The 22,558-nt window shown below is 66.8% G+C and carries 22 protein-coding genes and 1 pseudogene; 12 read left to right on the plus strand and 11 right to left on the minus strand.

Features of this window, described 5'->3' with window-relative positions; translation table 11 throughout:
- Positions 1-151 precede the first annotated feature (151 nt).
- The 3 genes from BN2156_RS17890 to BN2156_RS17900 all read left to right on the plus strand — a co-directional run bounded on the left by BN2156_RS17890 (position 152) and on the right by BN2156_RS17900 (position 2,005).
- Complete coding sequence (locus tag BN2156_RS17890) at positions 152-1,168, plus strand: AraC family transcriptional regulator (RefSeq protein WP_090516351.1); 1,017 nt, start codon at positions 152-154, stop codon at positions 1,166-1,168.
- A gap of 133 nt (positions 1,169-1,301) precedes the next feature.
- Positions 1,302-1,688: a heme-binding protein gene (locus BN2156_RS17895; RefSeq protein ID WP_235625393.1), complete on the plus strand. Its 387-nt coding sequence runs from the start codon at positions 1,302-1,304 to the stop codon at positions 1,686-1,688.
- Entirely contained in the window at positions 1,688-2,005 is a 318-nt protein-coding gene (locus tag BN2156_RS17900; protein WP_090517461.1) for a hypothetical protein, read from the plus strand. Before BN2156_RS17895 ends, BN2156_RS17900 begins: the two co-directional genes overlap by 1 nt.
- 28 nt (positions 2,006-2,033) lie before the next feature.
- Here BN2156_RS17900 and BN2156_RS17905 read toward each other — a convergent pair whose 3' ends face one another.
- From BN2156_RS17905 to BN2156_RS17920, 4 genes and pseudogenes are all read right to left on the minus strand, one after another.
- Complete coding sequence (locus BN2156_RS17905; protein WP_090517462.1) at positions 2,034-3,245, minus strand: CaiB/BaiF CoA transferase family protein; 1,212 nt, start codon at positions 3,243-3,245, stop codon at positions 2,034-2,036.
- Between the two features lie 59 nt (positions 3,246-3,304).
- A pseudogene (locus BN2156_RS17910) lies at positions 3,305-4,045 on the minus strand (SDR family oxidoreductase).
- Positions 4,046-4,108: 63 nt separating this feature from the next.
- Positions 4,109-4,471, minus strand: coding sequence for a nuclear transport factor 2 family protein (locus tag BN2156_RS17915; protein WP_090516352.1), 363 nt, complete (start codon positions 4,469-4,471; stop codon positions 4,109-4,111).
- Positions 4,472-4,511: 40 nt separating this feature from the next.
- Entirely contained in the window at positions 4,512-4,940 is a 429-nt protein-coding gene (locus tag BN2156_RS17920) for a MarR family winged helix-turn-helix transcriptional regulator (RefSeq protein WP_090516353.1), read from the minus strand.
- 99 nt (positions 4,941-5,039) lie between these two features.
- Here BN2156_RS17920 and BN2156_RS17925 point away from each other — a divergent pair, with 99 nt between their 5' ends.
- The 3 genes from BN2156_RS17925 to BN2156_RS17935 all read left to right on the plus strand — a co-directional run bounded on the left by BN2156_RS17925 (position 5,040) and on the right by BN2156_RS17935 (position 7,967).
- On the plus strand, positions 5,040-5,519 hold the full coding sequence (locus tag BN2156_RS17925) for a nitroreductase family deazaflavin-dependent oxidoreductase (RefSeq protein ID WP_090516354.1): 480 nt from the start codon (positions 5,040-5,042) through the stop codon (positions 5,517-5,519).
- 99 nt (positions 5,520-5,618) lie between these two features.
- Positions 5,619-7,508, plus strand: coding sequence for an acyl-CoA dehydrogenase family protein (locus BN2156_RS17930; protein WP_090516355.1), 1,890 nt, complete (start codon positions 5,619-5,621; stop codon positions 7,506-7,508).
- A gap of 78 nt (positions 7,509-7,586) precedes the next feature.
- Complete coding sequence (locus tag BN2156_RS17935; RefSeq protein WP_090516356.1) at positions 7,587-7,967, plus strand: hypothetical protein; 381 nt, start codon at positions 7,587-7,589, stop codon at positions 7,965-7,967.
- A 9-nt stretch (positions 7,968-7,976) separates the two neighbouring features.
- Here the strand turns inward: BN2156_RS17935 and BN2156_RS17940 are convergent, their stop codons facing one another.
- The gene (locus BN2156_RS17940; protein ID WP_090516357.1) at positions 7,977-9,431 is read right to left on the minus strand and encodes an NAD-dependent succinate-semialdehyde dehydrogenase; all 1,455 of its coding nucleotides are present in this window, start codon (positions 9,429-9,431) and stop codon (positions 7,977-7,979) included.
- 32 nt (positions 9,432-9,463) lie between these two features.
- Entirely contained in the window at positions 9,464-10,810 is a 1,347-nt protein-coding gene (gabT, locus tag BN2156_RS17945; RefSeq protein ID WP_090517463.1) for a 4-aminobutyrate--2-oxoglutarate transaminase, read from the minus strand.
- A gap of 112 nt (positions 10,811-10,922) precedes the next feature.
- On the opposite strand from gabT, the gene BN2156_RS17950 reads away from it, so the two are divergent.
- Positions 10,923-12,401 (plus strand): PucR family transcriptional regulator, encoded by a 1,479-nt coding sequence (locus BN2156_RS17950; RefSeq protein WP_090516358.1) that lies wholly within the window; start codon positions 10,923-10,925, stop codon positions 12,399-12,401.
- On the opposite strand, the gene BN2156_RS17955 is transcribed toward BN2156_RS17950, so the two are convergent.
- Entirely contained in the window at positions 12,391-13,197 is an 807-nt protein-coding gene (locus BN2156_RS17955; protein WP_090516359.1) for an acyl-CoA thioesterase, read from the minus strand. The genes BN2156_RS17950 and BN2156_RS17955 overlap by 11 nt on opposite strands.
- Positions 13,198-13,224: 27 nt before the next feature.
- Positions 13,225-14,382, minus strand: a complete 1,158-nt coding sequence (locus BN2156_RS17960) for an acyl-CoA dehydrogenase family protein (RefSeq protein WP_090516360.1) — start codon at positions 14,380-14,382, stop codon at positions 13,225-13,227.
- A 170-nt stretch (positions 14,383-14,552) separates the two neighbouring features.
- On the opposite strand from BN2156_RS17960, the gene BN2156_RS17965 reads away from it, so the two are divergent.
- From BN2156_RS17965 to BN2156_RS17980, 4 genes are read left to right on the plus strand one after another with little or no spacing between them, the layout of a single operon-like run.
- A complete protein-coding gene (locus BN2156_RS17965; protein WP_235625394.1) occupies positions 14,553-15,065 on the plus strand; it encodes an RNA polymerase sigma factor in 513 nt (170 codons plus the stop codon).
- Positions 15,058-15,669, plus strand: a complete 612-nt coding sequence (locus BN2156_RS17970) for a methylated-DNA--[protein]-cysteine S-methyltransferase (protein WP_090516362.1) — start codon at positions 15,058-15,060, stop codon at positions 15,667-15,669. Before BN2156_RS17965 ends, BN2156_RS17970 begins: the two co-directional genes overlap by 8 nt.
- Positions 15,666-16,376 (plus strand): 2OG-Fe(II) oxygenase, encoded by a 711-nt coding sequence (locus BN2156_RS17975; protein ID WP_090516363.1) that lies wholly within the window; start codon positions 15,666-15,668, stop codon positions 16,374-16,376. Before BN2156_RS17970 ends, BN2156_RS17975 begins: the two co-directional genes overlap by 4 nt.
- On the plus strand, positions 16,373-16,627 hold the full coding sequence (locus BN2156_RS17980) for an Ada metal-binding domain-containing protein (protein ID WP_090516364.1): 255 nt from the start codon (positions 16,373-16,375) through the stop codon (positions 16,625-16,627). Before BN2156_RS17975 ends, BN2156_RS17980 begins: the two co-directional genes overlap by 4 nt.
- Here BN2156_RS17980 and BN2156_RS17985 read toward each other — a convergent pair.
- The 3 genes from BN2156_RS17985 to BN2156_RS17995 form a co-directional block, all read right to left on the minus strand.
- Positions 16,617-19,511, minus strand: coding sequence for an MMPL/RND family transporter (locus BN2156_RS17985; protein ID WP_090516365.1), 2,895 nt, complete (start codon positions 19,509-19,511; stop codon positions 16,617-16,619). The genes BN2156_RS17980 and BN2156_RS17985 overlap by 11 nt on opposite strands.
- A complete protein-coding gene (locus tag BN2156_RS17990; protein WP_090516366.1) occupies positions 19,508-19,924 on the minus strand; it encodes an MmpS family transport accessory protein in 417 nt (138 codons plus the stop codon). The genes BN2156_RS17985 and BN2156_RS17990 overlap by 4 nt, the downstream gene beginning before the upstream one ends.
- Positions 19,925-20,146: 222 nt before the next feature.
- Complete coding sequence (locus BN2156_RS17995; RefSeq protein ID WP_235625395.1) at positions 20,147-20,764, minus strand: sigma-70 family RNA polymerase sigma factor; 618 nt, start codon at positions 20,762-20,764, stop codon at positions 20,147-20,149.
- 351 nt (positions 20,765-21,115) lie between these two features.
- On the opposite strand from BN2156_RS17995, the gene BN2156_RS18000 reads away from it, so the two are divergent.
- Positions 21,116-22,528, plus strand: a complete 1,413-nt coding sequence (locus BN2156_RS18000; RefSeq protein ID WP_090516367.1) for an NCS2 family permease — start codon at positions 21,116-21,118, stop codon at positions 22,526-22,528.
- Positions 22,529-22,558: the final 30 nt, after the last annotated feature.

Raw genomic sequence — 22,558 nt, forward strand, 5'->3', positions numbered from 1 at the left:
GCGCCTCTCCTCCATGGGAACTTGGTCTGTGCAGCGAGCCATTGGTGGGGCAAGCCGCGCAGCCGTTTCACCCCGACCCGGGCATCAACTGTGCAGCAAACTGACAGCTTCTGTCTTGACATTCCAGGACAAATCTTTGACATTGTGGGACATGGCCGTGATTCGGGGGACGGCGCTGACCAATTTTCACCAGCTCGTCACCGAACTCGGCGGGGATAGTCGCGATCTGGTCGCTGCCGCCCACATTCCCTATGACGATGTCGGTCGCCACGACCGGTTCATCTCGCTGCCCAACGGAGCGCGAATGCTCGAGGATGCGGCCGTCGCGCTCGAAACCCCGGACTTCGGGCGGCGTTTGGCGCTGCGTCAAGGCATCGACGTCCTCGGCCCGGTCGGGCTGGCCGGCCGCAACGCCGGCACGGTCGCCCAGGCATTCGTGGTTTTCGACAAGTTCATGGCGGCCTACAGCCCGTCGATCACCGCGCGCGTCACCACACATCTCGACCCGAATCTGCGGCGCTTCGAATTCGAGTACGTCCTCGATCCGTCGCCACCGCAAGCCCAGGCGATCGAGCTGTCGCTGGGGGTCACGCTGCAGGTACTGCGGCTGTTCCTCGGCGCCGCCTACCGACCCGTCGCGGTACACCTCCCCCATGCCGCGCTGACCCCCGCCGACGACTATCAGAGCTACTTCGGCTGCCCGCCCAGCTTTTTCGAGCCGGTCGCCGGCTTCACCCTGCGCACCACCGACCTGCAGCGGCCGCTGCCCACCGATCAACTCGCCCACCAGACAGCGGTCGACTACCTCGCCCAGGTGACAGGCGAATTCAACCCGGCGGCCAGCCAATTGGTGCGCAGCCTGGTGCGCCAGCTCCTACCCACGGGCGCCGTCGGCCTCACCGACATCGCCCGGCATATCGGGCTGCACCCGAAGGCCCTGCAACGACGACTGCGCGCCGAGGACGCCACGTTCGCCGACCTGGTCGATCAGACCCGCCGCGACGTCGCCCAGCGCCTGCTGCTCGACACCGACCTCGGGCTCGACCAGCTCTGCCACCAACTCGGCTACGCCGAGCAGAGTGTCCTCACCCGCTCCTGCAAACGCTGGTTCGGCACCACCCCTACGGCGTATCGCAACGCCCGGACCGCATCAGGCGCGCAGCCTTAAACACTGACGCACCAACTCAAGCCACGTCCTTGCCGAGCGAATGATTCGTCGCGCGCACCCCGTTCGGCCTGCTAATGTTCGGCCCGCCGGGCGATGCAATCGGCACCTGCCCACCTCGGGAAGGAGTCCCGCTGTGTCCCGCACACCGACCACCGTGCGCTACGGAATGTTACCGGCGTTCGCCGCGGGTGCCGTCGGGGTCGCCGTCGGTCTGTTCAGCCCGGTGACCGCCGCGGCCGAGCCGCCGCCGCGCCCGCCCAACTGCACCGCCGCCGATCTGGCCGGCATCGCCTCCGGGGTCGCCGCCGCGACGTCCACCTACTTGTGGACCCACCCGGACGTCAACGATTTCTACACCAACCTGCACGGCCGCCCGCAGGACGAGGTTCCGCAGGACACCAAGGCCTTCTTCGACGCGAACCCGCAGGCCCACGCCGACCTCGTCGGCATCCGTGCACCGCTCACCGACTTCCGTAGCCGTTGCGGAATCAAGCAACCTGATCAGCCTTTAGGACAATGATGTTCAGCTCATCGTCACCTTCACCCTGGGCCCGCGCAGCCACCGCCGCGCTCGCGCTCACAGCGCTGCCGGGCGCCATCGTCCTGTTCGCTCCGGCCGGAACGGCCGGCGCCGACGTGTGCGCGAGCGCCGGACGGCGCATCTCGGTCGGCGGTTGTGTCAACGTCGCCGACGCCGTCGCCCCGTATGTTCCGCCGCCGGCGTACTACGCGCCGCTGCCCGAGGACCCACCGCCACCGCCGCCCCCGCCGGGCGCCAACATCAGCGGCTGCATCGGCTACAACGGCCGGTGGGTCCACGCGGGCGGCTGCAACTAGCTCAGGACCACACCCCGGGCTCTGAGGCTCAGGCGATGGCGCCGGAATCCTTGAGTTCTTCGATCCGGTCCCAGTCGATGCCGAGTTCCATCAGCACGATCTCGGTGTGCTCGGAGGCCTGAGGCGCGCGGGTGGTCTCCAGCGGCTCGTGGTTGAACTGCACGGGGCCGCGCACCACCTTGAACGGCTTGCCGCCGTCGGCGGCCTCCACCTCGACGATCATGTCGTTGGCCACCGCCTGATCGTCCGAGGCGAGATCGACCAGGCTCTGGAACGGCGCCCACTGACCCTTCATGGTCTTGAGGTGCTGACGCCAATACTCGAAGGGCTTGCTGCCGATCGCTTTGGCGATGAGTTCAACGCCCTCCGAGGCGTTTTCGATCAGCGGCAACACATCGGAGAACCGCGGATCATCGGCCAGTTCGGGCAGACCGAGATGTTCGAAGGCGTCGCGGATGTAACCGGTCGGGCTGACGATGCACAGGTTGATGGTGCCCCCGTCGGACGTGCGGTAATTGGCCATGAACGGGTTCACCGAGCTGATGTCGTCGGGCATCAACGAGCGCATGGTCTCGCCGGTCTCCATGCCCTGCGTGACGCTGGCGCCGGCCGCCCACCACGCCGTGCTCAACAGCGAGACGTCGATCTCGGCGGCTTCGCCGGTCCGCTCGCGGTGGAACAGCGCCGCAGAGATCCCACCGGCGATGTTCATCCCGCCGATCGAATCACCGAAGGCCGGAATGCCCTGGGACAGGGCACCATTGATCGCCTCCGGGGTGAGCGCGTGCCCGACGCCGCTGCGGGTCCAGAACGCCGTGCCGTCGAATCCTCCGGTATCACGCTCGGGCCCTTTGTCCCCGTAGGCGCTGCCGCGGGCGTAGATGATGTCCGGATTCACCGCCCGGATGTGCTCGACATCGAACTTGTTCTTCTGCCGTTGGGCGGGAAGGTAATTGGTCAGGAAGACGTCGGCGGTCTTGGCGATCTCGTAGAGGACCTCCTGGCCGCCGGGGGTCGAGACATCGATACCGACGCTGCGCTTGCCGCGATTGGGGTGCTCGATGAGGGGGTGGCGGTCCGGGTCGAGTTGGAACCCACCCATGTTGATGAAGCCCCGCTGGGTGTCACCGCGCAATGGGTGCTCGACCTTGATGACGTCGGCGCCCCAGTCGGCGAGGATGGCCCCGGCCGCCGGAACGAAGGTGAACTGCGCGACCTCGAGCACTCGCACGCCCTGCATGACCTTGATCAACGCAACTCCTAACCGTTGGACTTACGGTAAGTGTAGCGAGACCTGTGTCACAGCTGAATCTGCCCGCCGTCGACCGCCAATTCCGCTCCGGTCATGAAGCTGCTCTGATCCGAGGCCAGGAACAACACCGCGGAGGCGACCTCGTCGGGGCGGCCCAGCCGCTTCATCGGCACCTGCGCGGCCATTCCGTCGAGCAGATCCTGTTTCTGGTCGTCCGGCGCCAGACCGGTCAGCCCCGGCGTTTCGATCGGTCCGGGCACGACGGTGTTGACCCGGATCTTGCGGTCGGCCAGCTCAGCGGCCCAGGTGCGACCAAGTGAGCGGATGGCCGCCTTGGACGCCGCGTAAAGGCCGAACGCGGGCACCCCTTCAGAGGCGGCGGTGGAGCCGGCCAGGATGATCGAGGCGCCCTAGTTGAGCAATGGCAGCGTCTTCTGGACGGTGAACACAGTGCCGGCGACGTTGCGATCGAAGTTGTCCCGGTAGTGCTCCGGGGTGACATCGGCGAGGGTGGCGAAGTCGCCTCCGCCGGCGTTGGCGAAGACGACGTCGAGCCCTTGGCCGTGGTTGCCGATCGCCTCGGCGAGGGCATCGAGTTCCTCGATCTTGCCGATGTCGCTCTGGATGCCGCGGGCGCCGATGGAGGCGGCCGCCTCGTCCAGGCGGGCGCGGTCGCGGCCGGTGATGAAGACGTAGGCGCCTTCATCGGCGAGCCGACGGGCGGTGGCCAGACCGATGCCCGAGGTTCCTCCGGTGACCAGTGCCGTCTTGCCGTCGAGCTGTCCCATGATCGGACTCCGTTCGTGTGCGGTTCGTGCGTTCCGCCAGCCACAACGTAGGTGATATATCACCTATTCCGGCGAGTTCAGCACCGTCCACATCCGAACGATGCGATCACCTGATATCTCGGCGACGTCGAAGCCCGACGCTACGGTGTCGTCGTCGGCCGTCCGCACTTCCCAGGCCAGAAATCCCAGACCGCGCGTCTGCCGGACCGGGCCGGCTTTCACGAAGTGCAATCCTGGCAGCTTTTCCTGCAGTTCAGCCGCCTTTGCATTGAGTTCGACATGGCCGGTGGCGACGCCTTCGTCGTCAATCCACTGCACGTCATCCGCGTAAGTGGTCGCGATCGCTTCAGCGCGGAGTTGCGGGTCGCGCTGGTCGAACACGGCAAGAAGATTGGCCTCCATCAGGCGGGTGATGACGTCACTCATGGTCTCGCCCCTCACATTTAGGTGATAGTTCACACAAATGCTAGCTCGGCGCAGGCGGTAGTGAGCTGTTGAGATTGAGGTTGACGTGGATATGTTCCAGGGCCGCGGTGAACGGGGCGAGCAGATTGTCGGGCAACGGATCGAAGAACAGGCTGCGCACCAGATCGACATGGCCGGGGGCAGCCTCGTCGATGGCCTGCTGCCCGACGTCGGTGAGCACGACGTTGGTGGTACGGCCATCAGCGGCGCTGGACCGGCGTTCGGTCAGGCCGCGTTCTTCCATGCGCCGCAACTGATGTGACAGCCGGCTGCGCTCCCAGCCGATCTGGGCGGCCAGATCGCTGACCCGCATGCCGTCGGCACGCGCGTTGCTCAACGCCACCAGCACGTCGTAGTCAGCGAGCGACAATCCGGAATCGGCCTGCAGTTGGCGGTTCATCTCGTAGTTCATCCGCAGTTGAACACGCATATAGGCGACCCAGGCGCGCTGCTGCTTCGGTGTCAGCCACCCCCGCGCCGGTGATGTGTCCCGCACTTTTCTCGGCGTCACATCTGCAAGTATGACCGGATGCGGCTCGCACGCGCGGTGGCCGGCAGTCGGCTTCCCTACCGCCTGATGCTCAGGGGGCACCGGCTGATCCCGCCGACCGAGCGCCTGGTCCGGCGGCTCAGCCGCGGACGGCTCGGCGTACTCGAACTCGCCGGTCTGCCCTCGCTGCAACTGACGGTTGCCGGACGTCGATCCGGGACACCGCGCACCGTCACCCTCCAGTACGTCCCCGACGGCCGGTCGCTGCTGTTGGTGGCATCGAACTGGGGACTACCGACCCATCCGGGTTGGTCCCACAATCTCGGGGCCACCGACCGCGCGCTGATCGAACGTGACGGCAACCTGCAGGACGTCACCGCCGAACAGCTCAGCGGCGCGGAACGTCAGCGCGCCTGGAACGTCGTACTCGACTTCTGGCCCAACTACGCGTTGGCGCAGGAACGCGCCGGAGACCGCACCTTCCGCATATTTGCGCTACGGCCCACCGGCGACGCATAAGCGGGCCGTCACCTCGCGCTCTGACAGCGAGCGTGGCCGCAGCGGTTTGCGGGTATGCCACCGCCATCGGAGTATCGGGCCCGAGCATGGAGGTCGGCGATGACCGCCACCGGAGAAGTCAACGAACGACAGGCCAGGCAGGTCGCCGAACAGGCGCGGGAAGCGCAGTGGCATCAGCCCAGCTTCGGCAAGGAACTGTTCCTCGGCAGATTGCGGTTGGATCTGGTCCATCCGCACCCGCGAGGCCCGGCCGAGACCACGGAGCGCGGCGAGGCGTTCGTGGCCAAGCTGCGGCAGTTCTGCGAGACGCAGATCGACGCAGCGGTCATCGAACGCGACGCGCAGATCCCGGACAAGGTGATCCAGGGGCTCAAGGAACTCGGCGCATTCGGCATGAAGATCTCGACCGAGTTCGACGGGCTCGGGCTGTCGCAGGTGTACTACAACAAGGCGCTCACCCTGGTGGGCTCGGTGCATCCCGCACTGGGTGCCCTGTTGTCCGCGCACCAGTCGATCGGCGTACCGCAACCGGTGTCGATGTTCGGGACACCCGAGCAGAAGCGCACCTGGCTACCTCGGTGCACGCGAGAGATCAGTGCCTTCCTGCTCACCGAACCGGATGTCGGCAGCGACCCGGCCCGGCTGCACGCAACCGCAACCCCCGACGGCGACGACTACCTGCTCAACGGCGTCAAACTGTGGACCACCAACGGTGTCATCGCGGACCTGCTGGTGGTGATGGCCCAGGTACCGCCGGGCGAAGGACACAAGGGCGGCATCACCGCATTCGTGGTCGAGGCCGATACCCCCGGGATCGTCGTCACCAACCGCAACGCATTCATGGGGTTGCGCGGAATCGAGAACGGCCTGACCAAGCTGACCGACGTACGGGTACCGGCGGCGAACCGGATCGGCCGCGAGGGCGAGGGCCTGAAGATCGCGCTGACCACGCTCAATGTCGGGCGGCTTTCGCTGCCGGCAGTGTGCACCGGAACGGCGAAGTGGTGTCTGAAGATCGCCAGGGAATGGTCGAAGGAACGCGTCCAGTGGGGCCGTCCGGTCGGTGAGCACGACGCGGTGGCCGGCAAGGTGGCGTTCATCGCAGCCACCGCCTACGGCATCGAATCGATGGTCGAGCTGGCCGGCGAACTCGCCGACGCGGGTCGTACCGACATCCGGATCGAGGCCGCGCTGGCCAAGCTCTACGGCTCGGAGATGGCGTGGCTGATCGCCGATGAGTTGGTGCAGATTCGTGGCGGCCGTGGCTTCGAGACCGCCGAGTCGCTCGCGGCCCGCGGCGAGCGTGGGGTGCCCGTCGAGCAGATCCTGCGTGACATGCGGATCAACCGCATCTTCGAAGGCTCCACCGAGATCATGCATCTGATGCTGGCCCGGGAGGCGGTCGACGCCCACCTTTCGGTGGCCGGCGACATCATCGACCCGGATACCGATCTGAAGCACAAGGCGAAGGCGGCCGCCCAGGCCGGCAAGTTCTATGCGCGTTGGCTACCCACGCTGGTCACCGGGAAAGGGCAACTACCAACATCATTCACCGAATTCGGACCGCTTGGCGAACACCTGCGCTATGTCGAGCGGGCCAGTCGAAAGCTCGCCCGCAGCACGTTCTACGCGATGTCCCGGTGGCAGGGCCGCTTGGAGTACAAGCAGCGCTTCCTCGGCCGGATCGTCGACATCGGAGCGGAGCTGTTCGCGATGACGGCGGCATGTATTCGGGCCCAGAGTGAGGGAGCGGACTCGGCTGTAGAGCTTGCCGACGCGTTCTGTCACCAGTCCCGGGTGCGTGCCGACCGGTTGTTCCACGAGCTTTGGGACAACAGCGACGACTCCGACCGCGCGCTGACGCGTGGCGTGCTCGCCGGCCGCTACACATCGCTGGAGGACGGGATCATCGATCCGTCGATCGAGGGGCCGTGGATCGCACAGGAGGGCGGTGACGTGACCGATGACGTACACCGTGTCATCCGGTGAAGAAAGTACTTGCGCACGTGAACAAGTCACTCGCGCAGGCTTCCTGAGGAACCGGCACGCTCGTAGACTCAGGTCATCATGACGACCCCGTCGGACGCGCACGGCAGCGGATGGGGACAGTGGCCGCATTCGATGGATGCGCTCGATCACCGTCTCACCCGCAGACAGGCGCGTCAGATGAGTCGGCGATTCGACCGGGTCGGCGTGGGTATTGCCGCGGCCCGCCTACGCGAAATCTCCTCCGGTGCACCTGCCGCCGACGCCGAGCTGGAACGCGTCCAATTCGCCTTCGTCGCAGACGAACTCATGCACGACGAGCGGATAGCGAAGCTGGCCCGCGGCAAGCAGCGCTGCGCGTCGTGGTTCGTGGTCGTCATCATGGGGCTGATCATGTTCAGCTCACTGCTGTGCATGGTCGTGCTGATGTTGAGCCTGATGCAGCACTCGGCACCCTTCTGAGCCGACCGATCAGTCGAACGCGACGCTGAAGTACTGCGTCTCCTGGAACTCGTGCAGACCTTCACGGGCACCTTCGCGCCCCAGCCCGCTCTGCTTCATCCCGCCGAACGGGGTCGACGGGTCTGACACGATACCCCGGTTGATGCCCACCATGCCGGCATCGAAGGATTCCGCGAGCCGTACCGCATCCTGCATCCTGCCGGCGTAAACATATGCGGCCAAACCATATTCGGTGTCGTTCACCCACTGCAGGAGGTCGTCTTCGTCTTCCCACACCACGACCGGGGCGACGGGACCGAAGATCTCGTCAGCCAGGATCGCGGCATCCGGGGCGACACCGCTCAGCAGGGTGGGCGCGACGAACCAGCCATCGGCCGGCGTCTGCGCCTGGGCGGCGATCACGGCGCCGTCTGCCACCGCGGCGTCGATCGCGGCGGCCACACGCTGCGCGGCGCGCTCGCTCACCAGGGGGCCGATCTGCGATGCCGGATCCGATGCCGGCCCGACCCGCAGTGCCGCGACCTCCGCGCCCAGGCGGGCGACGAACTCCTCGGCCACCGAGGCGTGTACGTAGAACCGGTTGGCCGCGGTGCAGGCCTGACCGCCGCCACGGAACTTGGCCACCATGGCGCCGGCGACAGCCGCCTCGACATCGGCGTCGGCGGTCACCACGAAGGGCGCGTTGCCGCCGAGTTCCATGCTGGCGTTGACGATCCGGTCCGCAGCCTGCTTGAGCAGGATGCGGCCGACACCGGTGGAGCCGGTGAACGACACCTTGCGGACCCGCTCATCGCGCAGCCAGTTCTCGACGACCGCGGCGGCATCGGTGGTGGGGACCATGTTCACCACACCATTGGGAACGCCTGCGGCCGAGAGAATTCCGGCGATCGCGAGGGCCGTCAGAGGCGTCTCGGCGGCCGGCTTGAGGACCACGGTGCAGCCCGCGGCCAGCGCCGGGGCGATCTTGCGGGTCGCCATCGCCGCCGGAAAGTTCCACGGCGTCACCAGTGCGGCGACACCGACCGGCTTGTGCGTGACCAGTGTGCGGGTGCCGCCGGCGGGGCTGATGCCGTAGGCGCCGTCTGTCCGCACGGCCTCCTCGGAGAACCAGCGGAAGAACTCCGCCGCATAGCCCACCTCGGCGCGGGCATCGGCCTGCGACTTGCCGTTCTCGGCGCAGATCAGGGCGGCCAGCCGCTCGGTGTCGGCGATCATCAGATCGAACACCCGGCGCAGGATCTCACTGCGTTGCCGCGGGCTGGTCCTGGCCCAGTCGCCGAAGGCCCGGTGCGCGGCGTCCACTGCCGACCGGGCATCGGTGACGGTGCCGTCGGCGACCTCGGCGATGGTCAGGCCGGTGGCGGGGTCATGTACCTCGAATGTCGTGGCCGCACCACGGGCTTGTCCGTCGATGACGATGCCGTGCTTGGCGTCGAGTTCGGCGATCGCGTTCTGCGTGTTCACAGCGTCTCCCGGGGATCGAGTCGGACGGGCGGTCAGCGGGTCTCGGTGAAGATGGCCGCCAGGATGTCCAGCCCCTCCTCGAGCAGGTGGTCGGGCATCGACAGCGGCGGCAGGAAGCGCAGCACGTTGCCGTAGGTTCCGCAGGTCAGCACCACCAGGCCCTGGGCATGGGCGGCGGCCGAGACCCGCTTGGCGAGGTCGGCGTCGGGTTCGGTGGTGCCGGCCTTGACCAGTTCGACGGCGATCATGGCGCCGCGGCCGCGGACCTCGCCGATCCGGGTGTCCTCGGCGGCCATCGCGTTGAGGCGGCCGACCATGGTCTTCTCGATCTGCCCGGCGCGGGCGAGCAGTCCGTCCCGCTCGATGGTGTCGATGACGGCAAGTGCGGCGGCGCACGCGATCGGGTTGCCGCCGTAGGTACCGCCGAGGCCGCCGGCGTGCGGGGCGTCCATGATGTCGGCGCGGCCGGTGACGGCCGAAAGCGGCAGGCCACCGGCGATGCCCTTGGCGGTGACGATCAGATCGGGGACGACACCGTCGTGCTCGACGGCGAACATCGCGCCGGTGCGGGCGAAGCCCGACTGCACCTCGTCGGCGACGAATACCGCGCCGGCCTCGGTGCACCAGTCCTGCAGCGCGCGCAGGAACCCGGGCGCAGGAACGATGAATCCGCCTTCGCCCTGAATGGGTTCGATGACGATGGCGGCGACGTTGTCGGCGCCGACCTGCTTGTCGATGAGGTCGAGGGCGCGGGCCGCGGCTGCCGCACCGTCGGTCTCACCGTCACGGAACGGGAACGAGGTGGGCACCCGGTACACCTCACCGGCGAACGGCCCGAAGCCGTTCTTGTACGGCTGGTTCTTGGCGGTCATGGCCATCGTGAGGTTGGTACGGCCGTGGTAAGCGTGGTCGAAGACCACGACAGCCTGCCTGCGGGTGTGTGCCCGGGCGATCTTCACGGCGTTCTCGACGGCTTCGGCGCCGGAGTTGAACAGCACGCTGCGCTTCTCGTGCTCGCCGGGGGTCAGCCGGTTCAGCTCCTCGGCCACCCGCACATAACCCTCGTAGGGCGTGACCATGAAACACGTGTGGGTGAACGCGGCGACCTGCTGGGTCACTGCCTCCACGACGGCGGGCGCGCTGTTGCCCACGGTGGTCACGGCGATGCCGGAGCCGAAGTCGATGAGCTGGTTGCCGTCGGCGTCCACCAGGATGCCGCCGCCGGCTGCCACCACGAACACGGGCAGGGTGATTCCGACCCCACCGGCGACCGCAGCGGTCTTGCGTGCCTGCATCTCCTGCGAGATCGGCCCCGGAATTGCGGTGACGAGTCGGCGTTCCTGAGTGACGGCCGCACCCGCGATCTCGGCGATGCTCACGTGTTCCTCCTGCTGGTGGCGGTTGTTCGTCCTCACGCTAGGGAACTGCGGCCCCCGACGGCAGGTCTGTGATGCACATATATCACGCCACATATTGTGCAAAACTGTCAGCATGGTTCTGGTCCGCGATGTCCTGGATGTCTCGGCGCTCGCATTGTGTGCGGTCGAGGTCCCACACCCCGACGCCGCGGTCCGCTGGGTGGCCGCGAGCGAACTCGCTGATCCGTGCCCGTTCCTGGAGGGTGGGGAGATCCTGTTGACCACCGGCCTGGACACCGGCCACTGGCGCGACGAGTGGGACGGCTACGTGCGCAGGCTGGCCGACGCCGGCGTGGCCGCCATCGGGTTCGCCATCGGACTCACCCATGCCCAGACCCCGGCCGCACTCGCCGATGCCTGCTGCCGGTACCAGGTGAACCTGGTGGAGGTGCCGCGGCCCACCACTTTCGTCGCGATCAGCCGGCACATCGCGCATCTGCTGGAAGAGCAGGAGTCCACCGCGACGCGCGAGTCGCTCAAGACGCAGCGCAAGCTCATCTCTGCCGCGGCCAAGCCGGATCCCGCGGTGGCGGTCATCACCGCACTGGCCGCAGCGCTGGACGGCGCCACGTGCCTGATGAATCCCGACGGCCGGGTCGTCACCGGCCCGGTCGGCACCCGACGCGGTGAATTTCCGCTCGACGAGCTCGCCGCCGACGTGAGGCGGTTGCAGGCGCACGGATTACGCTCGGCCGCCGCACATTCCAATCCGACGCTGTCGGTGTCCATTCACCCCATCGGATCGCGCGGCCGGGCATCGGCCTACCTGGCGGCGCTGATGCCGGCCAGGGCGTCGGAAGGGCAGCGCCAGGCCGTGACGACCGCGGTCGCCCTGTTGGGGCTCATCGACGAGCAGGACCGCAGTCGTGCCACCACCCGGCAACACCTGCGCAGCCGCGCCCTGGAACTTCTCGCCGAAAGCGACGCCCGCACCGCGCAACTGGTGCTGGAGGTGGACCAGCCCGCGGCCGAATTGCCAAAGCACATCCGCTTTCTCCGGGCTACCGGTGACGAATCGGCCATCGAGGACGCAGCGGCCACCCTGGAGCGGCGCGGCATCCTCGCCGGTGTGTACGCGGGCGAGCTCTGCGCAGTGGCCGAACCCGCACGCACCGAAGCGACGGGCTCCCACCTGGCCGGCGAGGGGTTGCAGGTCGGCGTCGGGAACTCGGTGGCCCCGCGCGACGGAGCGACCGGCTACCGCACGGCCGGGCTGGCGCTCGCCCAGGCCACCGACGTGTCCGGGGTGGTGGTCTGGGACCGGGTGATCGACAACGGTCCGCTCGGCCTGATCGATCCCGACAAGGCCGCGGCTTTCGCCGAATCCTGGTTGCACGGCCTCGATTCCGAGCAGCTGGAGACCCTGCGTTGTTTTCTGCGCCACCATGGTTCCCGCCTCAAGGTCGCTGAAGAGCTGGGCCTGCACCGCAACACCGTGCGCAACCGGCTCGCGGCCATCGAGGCGGCCCTGCCCGGCAAGCTCGACGATCCACAGACCCGGGTGAGCGCGTGGATCGCCCTGCAGTCGGCCCCTGACGACCTCAGGCCTTGAAGTAGACGAACTGGTGACTGGTGGCCAGCAGGACGCCGCTGCGCCCGAACAGCTGGGCGCTCTGATCGAAATAGCCGCCGGAATACCGGTGCGCCCGCGCCGTTCCCAGCACGAAGTCGTCACCCTGCGCCGCAAGTTGTTCCTCGTCGGCGTGGAAGTACACCGTGATCGACACGGTTCCGGCCGGCACGAATTGCCCGTGCCGCAGGAACACCCGCGGATAGAAGATGTCGCTGACCGAGGCCAACGCCGCGAAATCCATAGCCCTGGAAGGCTTGTTACGCACCCACAGGGTCGTGGTGGAACTCGCCGACTCGGTCGGTTCACCAGCGGTGTCGGGCATCGCCCCGTCGACGAAACGCATGTCGTAGTTGTCGAACCACACCACACCGAACGGCGGGACCGATGGCACGATGTCCTCGGGCGCCGGAGCCGCCGGCGGGGTGATCTCGGTCTCCGACCAGCCTTGGCGCCGCAGCCCGAACACCGCGGTGGCGGTGGTCTTGGCCTCGCCGTCCTGGCTGAGTTCGACGATCCAGTGCTGGTTGGACCGGTTGGTCTTGACGCACCGTGTCAGGATGTCGAACTCGCCGTCGACGATCGGTGCCAGATAGTTCACCGTCAGGGCAATCGGCTGGCCGTGCCGTTGCGGGTGCAACTCCACCGCGCGCACCAGGGTGGCCGCGGTGATACCGCCGAACGGGCCCACCATGTTGGCCCACTCGGGGATCGTGCGCCCGCGCCACCGATCGTCGCCGGATGGTTCGAGTTCCAGGGCCTGGTCGAAGGGATGCACCCGGTCACAGTACCGACGCGGCTGCGCTCACTTTGCCGGAGAGTAGTTCGGTCGGCCCAGGCCCAGCGCCTGCTGGGCGATCATGTTGCGGAACACCTCGAGGGTTCCGCCGTAGATGCCGGTCGGGCCGGACAACCGGAATATGTACTCGGCAGCACCGTCGGCGGCGGCCCCCGTCGTTCCGACGGGCAGTGCGCCTGCCGGTCCGAGAATGTCCATGAGATCGGGTGACACCTCGCGCATGGTCTGGGCGATGGCGACGCGGCCGTACATGTCGGGGCTGCTCAACGCGGCCTCCAGCCGGGCTATCCCCCGGCCCAGCCGATACCGTGATGCCGCGTCATCTGCAGCGACGGCCGCTACGTGGTCTACTGCCTCGGCCATCAGGTTGATGTGCTCGGTCATGGTGGCGAGCTTCTGCAGCCCGCGGGTCTCGCGCTCGAACGTGCCGTGCTCGAGTTCGAGGGCACCACGCAGCACGGTCCAGCCGCCGTTGACCTCGCCGACCCGGTACCGATCGTCTACCCGGACATCGCTGTAGTAGGTGATATTGGTGCGGTCACCGTCCACGGTGCGCAGCGGCTGAATCTCGACACCTGCGGAGTTCAGCGGCACCAGGAACATGGTGAGACTCTTGTGCTTCGGCGCGGCCGGATCGGTGTTGGTCAACAGGAACACGTATTGGGCGTTGTGCGCGTTCGACGTGAACATCTTGGAGCCATTGATAACCCACGTCGATCCATCCGCTTCTTGCACCGCACGCGTCTTGCAGGTCGCGACGTCGGATCCGCCTTCGGGTTCGGTGTAGCCCAGGCACAGCCGCAGGCTGCCGTCCAAAACACCGGGCAGCACCTCGTCGAGCAGCTCGGCCGAGGCGAACTTCTCGACGGTGTGCGCGACCATGGCCGTCGTTCCCCAGTGGAACCAGGGGGTGTGCGCCCGGCCGATCTCCAGCTCCCAGATCCGGCGCCGGACCGCACTGAATCCCCCGTCGGCCTCGTCCTGGTAGTCGCCGGCCAGGTAGCCGGCCCGGCCCAATTCCAGATGCACTGCCTCGTCGAAATTCTCACCGGTCTCGCGGTCCCGCTGAAGCACCTCGTCGGTGACGACCCGGGCCAGGAACGCGCGCAGCTCATCGCGGAAGGCGCGGTCCTCCTGGGAGAGCTCGACGTGGGAGAAGTCCATCAGGACACCGTGACACTTCGAGACTCATTTGTAAAGGCGCCGAAGATCTCCTTGGCGACCGCTAGCGTCGTTACGTCGCCCTGATCACGGACGCAATCCTCTGACGCCGCCGGCAGAAATCACTCACGATGGACATCTCACAAAGTTCGGTCTCGGAGCGTCTACAGAGTGTGAAAGCCAAACCGCCGTTTGAGACCGTGGTGCGCAACCACGGTCCCACCGTCTTTCGGGTCTGTTGCGCCGTCGTCGGCGCGCACGATGCCGACGACGCCTGGTCGGAAACATTCCTGGCGGCGCTGAAGGCCTACCCTGACCTGCCGGCCGACGCCAATGTCGAGGCCTGGCTTGTCACCATCGCCCACCGCAAGGCCATCGACCTCACCCGGACCAGGACCCGTCAACCGATCCCCACCGACGTCGTCCCGGAAAGACCCGGGCCGCCGCCTCCCGAGGTATTCGAAGACCTGGCCGCCGCGGTGGATCAGCTGCCGCCCAAACAGAAACACGCCGTCACCTACCACTACCTCGCCGACCTGCCCTACAGCGAGATCGCCGACATCGTCGGCAGCACCGCCGCGGCAGCACGCCGCGCCTCCAGCGACGGTATCGCCACGCTACGACGCACTTACCTCGGCGGACTCACCGAGGACAACGCGCCCGCGAAGGGAGAGAACCATGAGTAACGACAGCATCATTCGCAACCTCACGCTCGCCACCGAAGCCGGCCCCGACAAGCTGGCCGAGCTGCACAACCGGCTGGCGGCCGCAGCGCAGCGCGACGGTCTCCTCGACATCGCGTACCGCACCGTCGACAGCCCGGTGGGGCCGCTGCTGCTGGCCGCCACCGAGCACGGCCTGCTCCGCGTCGCCTATGCCATCGAAGACCACGACAGCGTGCTGCAGCACCTCGCCGAGAAGGTGAGCCCGCGCGTCCTGCACGCACCGGCCCGTCTCGACACGGCCGCCCGTGAGCTCGACGAGTATTTCAGCCGGGTCCGGCGCACGTTCGATCTGCCATTGGACTGGCGGCTGGTAGCCGGTTTCCGGGGCACGGTGCTGCATCACCTGCCCGAGATCGACTATGGGAACACCGCCAGTTACGCCGCCGTCGCGGCCCTGGCGGGCAGCCCCAAAGCGGTGCGCGCAGTGGGCACGGCGTGCGCGAAAAACCCTCTGCCCGTGGTTATCCCGTGCCATCGCGTGGTCCGCAGCGACGGCGCCATGGGTGGCTACCTCGGCGGTGCTGCGGCCAAGCGCCTGCTCCTGGATCTGGAGGCCGCGGCATGACGTCGTGGCAGCAGCGGGTGGACGCCACCGATTGGAGCCGCGTGGGCGACGAGCTCGACACCACGGGGTGCGCGTTGACCGGGCCGCTGCTGACCCCCTCGGATGCCGCCGACATCGTGGCGCTCTATCCCGACGAGTCTCGGTTCCGCTCAACGATCGACATGGGCCGCTACCGGTTCGGCGAGGGTCAGTACCGCTACTTCCGGCAGCCCTATCCGCCGGCCGTGACGGCGCTGAAGCAGGCGTTGTATCCGCACCTGCTGCCGATCGCCCGCACCTGGTGGGCGCGGCTCGGCCGGGAGGCGCCGTGGCCGGACGATTTCGGCGACTGGCTGCGGATGTGCCATGCGGCCGGCCAGACCAAGACCACGGCGATCCTGCTTGAATACGGTGCCGGCGACTGGAATGCGCTGCACCGCGACCTCTATGGCGACCTGATCTTCCCGCTGCAGGTGGTGGTCAACCTGACCGAGCCGGAGGTCGACTACACCGGCGGCGAGTTCCTGCTCTACGAACAACGGGCCCGTGCGCAATCACGCGGCACCGCCATCGTCATCCCACACGGGCACGGCCTGGTGTTCACCACCCGCGACCGGCCGGCCAAGTCGGTTCGGGGCTGGTCGGCGGCGGCCATCCGGCACGGAGTCTCCACCGTCCGCTCCGGGACGAGGTACACCCTCGGCCTGGTCTTCCACGACGCGGCGTGACATACACGCTGATCGGCGCCGACGGTCGCCCCCATCCCAGCACCAGACCGGGAACCGTTGGAGGACATCGCCGCAGCAGGATCTACGGGCGGCTCGACTGCCCGTCGGCCCTGCGGGCCATCGCGGCCGGCGGCTACGTCAGCCAACGGGTTTTCTTCGCCGACGCGCAGACGGCGATGTCAGCGGGTTACCGCCCGTGTGCCGTCTGCCTGCCCGATGCCTACCGGCAGTGGAAGAGCACTAACCCGTAGTCACCGGCAGGGCGGCCGTGTCGTCGTCATCCGCACGGGGTGCACGTCGCGGTGCGGGCTTGCGGAAGTGGTTGTCCCCACGGGGATACACCACCTGCGGCCACCAGAACCACCGACCCAGCAGGGTGGCGATCGACGGCATCAGCAGCGAGCGCACGATGAGGGTGTCCAGCAGCAGGCCGATCGCGATCGTCGACCCCATCTGAGCCAGCACGACGAGGTCACTGCCCAGCATGGCCGCCATGGTCGCCGCGAACACCATGCCCGCCGAGGTCACCACGCCACCGGTGCCGCCCATCGAGCGGATGATGCCGGTCTTGAGGCCCGCATGGATCTCCTCTTTGAACCGGGAGACCAGCAGCAGGTTGTAGTCCGAGCCGACCGCCAGCAGGATGATCACCGACATCAACATGACCAGCCAGTGGACATGGATGCCGAACAGGTCCTGCCACAACAACACTGAGATACCGAACGACGCCGCGATCGAGCTGGCCGCCGTGCCGACGATCACCAGTGCCGCCACCGCGCTCCGGGTCAGGATGAGCATGATGATGAAGATCAGGGTCAGTGCCGACACCACCGCGATCATCAGGTCGTAGCGGGCTCCGTCGCTCATGTCCTTGTAGGTGGCCGCGACGCCGCCGAGGTAGATCTTGGCGTCGGACAGCGAGGACATCTTCAGGCCCTCCTGCGCGGCAGTGCGTTCGGCGTTGACCCGCCCGATACCCTCGGGCGTCGCCGGATCGGTCTGGTGCGTGATGAACATCCGCGCCGACTTCCCGTCGGGTGAGAGGAACATCTTCAGACCGCGCTCGAAGTCGGGGTTCGTGAACGCCTCCGGCGGAAGATAGAACAGGTCGTCGTTCTTGGCCTGGTCGAAGCTCTCGCCCATCGCCAGCGCGGTGTCGTTCATTGCCTGCATCTGGTCCAGCAGCGCCTTCTGCGAGTTGTACGACGCCAGCGACAGGTCTCGGCTGGTCTTCATCGACGCGATCGTCTGAGGAAGCAGTGCAGTCAGTTTCGGTGCCAGGTCGGCCAACTGGTCGGTGTTGACCTGGACCGAGGAGGTCTTGTCGGTCAACTCGTCGATCCCGTCGAGCGCATCGAAGACCGATCGCGCCGCCGAGCACATCGGAATGTCGAAGCAGTGCGGCTCCCAGTAGAAGTAGTTGCGCATGGGCCGGAACTGGTCATCGAAGTTCGCGATGTTGTCCCGCATCTTCTTGGTGACCTCGAGGAGCTCCTGCGACTTGGCCGCCGAGTCCTGCGTGAGCCTGGTCTGCTGGAGGGACAGCTGATACTGCTGCTCCAGGATGGAGATCGAGACGTTGGTCGCGTCGATCATCCTGAGCTGATCGGCCAACTGCTCCCGCTGGAATGGCAGGTTCAGGTTGCTGGTCTGTCCCTGGATGGCGGTCTGGAAGGGAATCGAGCTGTGCTGGATGGGAATTCCCAGCGGGCGGGTGATGCTCTGCACCATCGCGATGCCCTCGGTGCGCAGCACGTTCTTCGCGACGCGGTCCAGCACCAGCATGTCGGCCGGGTTGCGCATGTCGTGAGTCGACTCGACCATGAGGATGTCGGGATTCATCCGGGCTTGGCTGAAATGCCGGTCGGCGGCGGCGAACCCGACGTTGACCGGCGCCTCACCGGGCAGGTACCAGCGGTCGTTGTAGGCGGCCTTGTAGCCGGGGACGGCCACGACGCCGATGAGTACGACGAACGAGCTGGCCACCAGAATCGGTGCGGGCCAACGGACCACGGCCGTGCCGACCTTGTACCAGAACCGGCCCTTGGTGGCCTTCTTGGCCTCGTACAGTCCCACCTTGCTGCCCAGGAACAGCACGGCCGGGCCCATGGTGACCGCGGACGCGATGACCACCAGCATGCCGATCGCCACGGGGGCACCCATGGTGCTGAAGTACGGCAGCCGGGCGAAACTGAGGCAGTACGTCGCCCCGGCGATCGTCAGACCGGAACCGATGATGACCGGGGACACCGATCGAAAGGTCGTGTAGTACGCGGCTTCCCGGTCTTCTCCCGCGCTGCGCGCCTCCCGGTAACGACCGAACAGGAAGATGCCGTAGTCGGTGGCCGCCGCGATCGCCAGCATCGTGAGGATGTTGCCGGCGAAGGTGGTCAGCCCGAACACGCCGTTCTCGGCCAGAACCGACACCACTCCTCGGGAGGCCAAAAGCCCGACGCCGGTGAGCACCAACTGGATGAGTGTGGTGCGAATCGACCGGTAGACGATCAGCAGCATCACCGCGATGGCGATCAGGGTGAACAGCGTGATCTTGCCCAGGCTGGCGTTGCCGATGACGTGCATGTCGTCGGTCAGCGCCGCTGGTCCGGCGACATACGCTCGCACCCCGGGCGGAGCAGCGGTGTCCCTGATGACCTCGCGGACCTTCTCGACACCTTCGTTGGCCAGCGTTTGCCCCTGCTCACCGGCCAGGTTCAGCATCACGTACGACGCTTTGCCGTCGGCGCTCTGCGCGCCGGCCGCTGTCAGGGTGTCCCCCCAGAAGTCCTGGATGTGCTGGACGTGCTCGGGATCCTCACGCAGTTTGCGGATGATCTCGTCGTAGTACCGGTGCGCGTCGGGACCCAGTGCCCGGTCACCCTCCACCACGATCATCACGGTGCTGTTGGAATCGAACTCACCGAAGTTCGAGCCCATGCGCTTCATCGCGATCATCGAGGGCGCGTCCTCGGGTGCCATCGGCGCCGAGTGCTCCTCGCCGACGATCTCCAACTGGGGCGCGATCAGATTGACGACGACGGCGAATGCGATCCAGAACAGGATCACCGGAATCGCCAGGACGCGCAGGCTGTGGGCGATGAACGGTCGCTTGGGGTGTGCGTGAGCGGAATTGGTCATGCGGACTTCACCAGGCAGTAGGTCTGGGGCTTGACGCCGTTGGCTGATTGTTCTTCGCGGACAGTGCCGTTCACGGTGACGCGACAGCCGATCTCATTCCCGTCGCCCAATGCCATGAGGTTGGCGCTGACCGTCGGCAACGTGGTCGACAAGGTGATCGACCACGGCAGCGGTGCGGTCACCGAATGCACCTTGGCGTCCGGGTCGAAATAGCTGATCTGAGCGGTCGACCCGGGCGGCCCGTACACGTCGTACACCAGGACCTTCGGATTGAACTGGACGATCTCGATGCCGGCACCGGCATTCGCGTTGAGATCCTCGGACCCGAACATCCGGTGCAGGCGTGAGACCACCAGACCCGACACCGCGAGCACGACCACCAGAACCAATGGAATCCACGCGTGTTTCAACACACGACGAGCAACCCGACCAGGACTCACCGGTACCTCCCGACGATTACCCGAACCCGCCAATAGCGAAGGCGCCCCGGCGATCGGCGAATTAGTTCGAATAACTATGTACAGCGGGACGGAACATTACACCGCTGCGACCGGGGCCGCAGCCGCGGCCTCAAGTCTGGGAAACAGCTGTCGGTTACCTGTACGGCCGCGCCGCATCCCGCGCCGGCGCGGACGCTAGGCCGCGGTGCCGTTGCGGGACGGGCGATCGAGATAGCCTCGGGCAACCGCCATTTCGACCAGCCGCGAACGCAGCGCACGGCGCCCTCGATGCAATCGCGACATCACCGTGCCCACCGGAATCTGCAGGATCTCGGCAATCTCCTTGTACCGGAAACCCGCAACGTCGGCGTAGTACACGACGATGCCCTGCGACTCCGGCAACGCCCGCATCGCCTGGCGCACGTCGTCGTCACCCATCGACTCCAGCGCCGCCAGCTCCGCCGAGACCACGCCGAGCGGGAACCGCTGCCCCACTTCGGCGAGCTGCGCATCCGTGAGCTCGTCGGCGAAGACCTCCTGAGGACGACGCTGCGCAGTGCGATACGAGTTGATCCAGGTGTTGGTCAGGATCCGGAACAACCAGGCACGGATGTTCGTGCCATCCCGATAGGTGTGAAAACTGCCGTACGCCTTGACCATTGTCTCCTGAACGAGGTCTTCGGCATCGGCAACGTTGCGCGTATACCGACGCGCTGCCGCGAAAAGTTGGTCCACCAACGGCAGCGCATCGCGCTCGAACCGAGCCGCCAGACAATCATCGCCGTTCACGTGCATACCCGTGCTCATCGGCATGGCCCCCGCTCCTGCCACTGCTCATATCGCTGGCCTCAGACACTCCGCGCCTCGAAACTATCCGGCGACGCCCCCGGCCCCCAGGGGGATTACCCCCAGGTTCACGGTGGTTTTCCACACCGCGCCGAGCGTCCCGAACTGTCATGCACGCAGCATGACACCTCAACCCAAGTTGAGGTCAAATGGTTTTCCGGGGCCAATCTCTTTGCAGCTGTTGACTTTCAGCAGGCCGATATTGACTTCACGGCAGATAGCGCCGGGAACGACGGGAATCGACCGGAGATGGCGCCGGCACGGATCATCGGCGATACGCCGGGAAACCAGGACGTTCCCGCCTTAGGCTCATCGCTTATGAATCGACTCGATCGCTTCTTCGAGATCTCGACCCGTGGCTCGACGGTCCCCTCCGAGATCCGCGGAGGCGTGGTCACCTTCATCGCGATGGCCTACATCATCGTGCTGAACCCCGTCGTGCTGTCCGGCTCCGCCGACGTCGACGGCAACAAGCTCCAGTTCGCTCAGGTTTCGGCCACCACCTGCCTGGCGGCGGGCGTGATGACGATCCTGTTCGGCGTGATCGCGCGACTGCCGTTCGCATTCGCCGCGGGCCTTGGCATCAACTCGTTCCTGGCCACCACCGTGGTGGGCACCGTCACCTGGCCCGAGGCCATGGGTCTGGTGGTCATCGACGGCCTGATCATCGTGGCGCTGGCGGCCAGCGGATTCCGTCGCCTCGTGTTCGACGCGGTCCCCATGCAACTCAAACTGGCGATCACCGCGGGCATCGGGTTGTTCATTCTCTTCATCGGACTGGTCGACGCCGGATTCGTCGGCTCGACCGGGCTGCCGTCTCCACCGGTCGGGCTCGGCACGGGCGGCGTCGGCTCGATCAACACCGTGCCGACGGTCGTCTTCGTCTTCACCTTGCTGGTCACCGGCATCCTGGTGGCCCGCAAGGTCCGCGGCGGCATCCTGATCGGCCTCGTCACCGGCACCGTGGTGGCCGTGATCGTCGAGGCGATCTGGCACCTCGGATCGGCGCAGGACAAACCCGGCGGTTGGGGCCTGTCGGTACCGACGCTGTCCGGCTCGCCGTTCGCGCTTCCTGACCTGTCGCTCGTCGGTGAGGTCAGCATGGGCAGCTTCAGTCGCATCGGCGCGCTGGCCGCGATCATGCTGGTGTTCACCTTGGTCTTCGCCAACTTCTTCGACGCCATGGGCACGATGACCGGGCTGTCCCGGGAGGCTGGGCTGTCCGACGCCCAGGGCAACTTCCCGCGGCTGAAATCGGCGCTGATCGTCGAAGGCGCCGGCGCTGTCGTCGGCGGGTCCTCCTCGGCATCGTCGAACACGGTCTTCATCGAATCCGGCGCCGGTATCGAGGAGGGCGCCCGCACCGGGTTCGCCAATCTCATCACCGGTGCGCTGTTCCTGGCGGCGATGTTCGTCGCCCCGTTGGCCTCGATCGTGCCCACCGAGGTGGCGGCCGCGGCCCTGGTGATCGTCGGCGCCATGATGGTGTCGCAGCTGCGCCACATCGACTTGACGGAGTTCTCGGTGGCCCTGCCGGTGGTGCTCACCGTGGCCACCATGGCGTTCAGCTATTCGATCGCCAACGGCATCGGTGTCGGCTTCGTGGCCTGGGCCGTGCTGCGGTCGGCGGCCGGTAAGGCACGTGAGGTCAGCCCGCTGCTGTGGATCGTGGCCGTCGGCTTCATCCTGTACTTCGCCCGTGGCTGGATCGAGTCACTCATCGGCATGTAGGGGCCGGTAGCCTTCTGGGTCATGGGGACG

The sequence above is a fragment of the Mycolicibacterium neworleansense genome, assembly GCF_001245615.1.
Taxonomy (GTDB): domain Bacteria; phylum Actinomycetota; class Actinomycetes; order Mycobacteriales; family Mycobacteriaceae; genus Mycobacterium; species Mycobacterium neworleansense.

What these genes read in the sequence shown, in the direction of transcription:
- BN2156_RS17950 (WP_090516358.1), top strand. Translation starts at nt 10,923, where the DNA reads ATGGTTCTGGTCCGCGATGTCCTGGATGTCTCGGCGCTCGCATTGTGT.
- BN2156_RS17975 (WP_090516363.1), top strand. Translation starts at nt 15,666, where the DNA reads ATGACGTCGTGGCAGCAGCGGGTGGACGCCACCGATTGGAGCCGCGTG.
- BN2156_RS17935 (WP_090516356.1), top strand. Translation starts at nt 7,587, where the DNA reads ATGACGACCCCGTCGGACGCGCACGGCAGCGGATGGGGACAGTGGCCG.
- BN2156_RS17960 (WP_090516360.1), bottom strand. Translation starts at nt 14,382, where the DNA reads ATGGACTTCTCCCACGTCGAGCTCTCCCAGGAGGACCGCGCCTTCCGC.
- BN2156_RS17995 (WP_235625395.1), bottom strand. Translation starts at nt 20,764, where the DNA reads ATGCCGATGAGCACGGGTATGCACGTGAACGGCGATGATTGTCTGGCG.
- BN2156_RS17905 (WP_090517462.1), bottom strand. Translation starts at nt 3,245, where the DNA reads ATGCAGGGCGTGCGAGTGCTCGAGGTCGCGCAGTTCACCTTCGTTCCG.
- BN2156_RS17930 (WP_090516355.1), top strand. Translation starts at nt 5,619, where the DNA reads ATGACCGCCACCGGAGAAGTCAACGAACGACAGGCCAGGCAGGTCGCC.
- BN2156_RS17890 (WP_090516351.1), top strand. Translation starts at nt 152, where the DNA reads ATGGCCGTGATTCGGGGGACGGCGCTGACCAATTTTCACCAGCTCGTC.
- BN2156_RS17920 (WP_090516353.1), bottom strand. Translation starts at nt 4,940, where the DNA reads ATGCGTGTTCAACTGCGGATGAACTACGAGATGAACCGCCAACTGCAG.
- BN2156_RS17970 (WP_090516362.1), top strand. Translation starts at nt 15,058, where the DNA reads ATGAGTAACGACAGCATCATTCGCAACCTCACGCTCGCCACCGAAGCC.
- BN2156_RS17900 (WP_090517461.1), top strand. Translation starts at nt 1,688, where the DNA reads ATGTTCAGCTCATCGTCACCTTCACCCTGGGCCCGCGCAGCCACCGCC.
- BN2156_RS17925 (WP_090516354.1), top strand. Translation starts at nt 5,040, where the DNA reads ATGCGGCTCGCACGCGCGGTGGCCGGCAGTCGGCTTCCCTACCGCCTG.
- BN2156_RS17915 (WP_090516352.1), bottom strand. Translation starts at nt 4,471, where the DNA reads ATGAGTGACGTCATCACCCGCCTGATGGAGGCCAATCTTCTTGCCGTG.
- BN2156_RS18000 (WP_090516367.1), top strand. Translation starts at nt 21,116, where the DNA reads ATGAATCGACTCGATCGCTTCTTCGAGATCTCGACCCGTGGCTCGACG.
- BN2156_RS17985 (WP_090516365.1), bottom strand. Translation starts at nt 19,511, where the DNA reads ATGACCAATTCCGCTCACGCACACCCCAAGCGACCGTTCATCGCCCAC.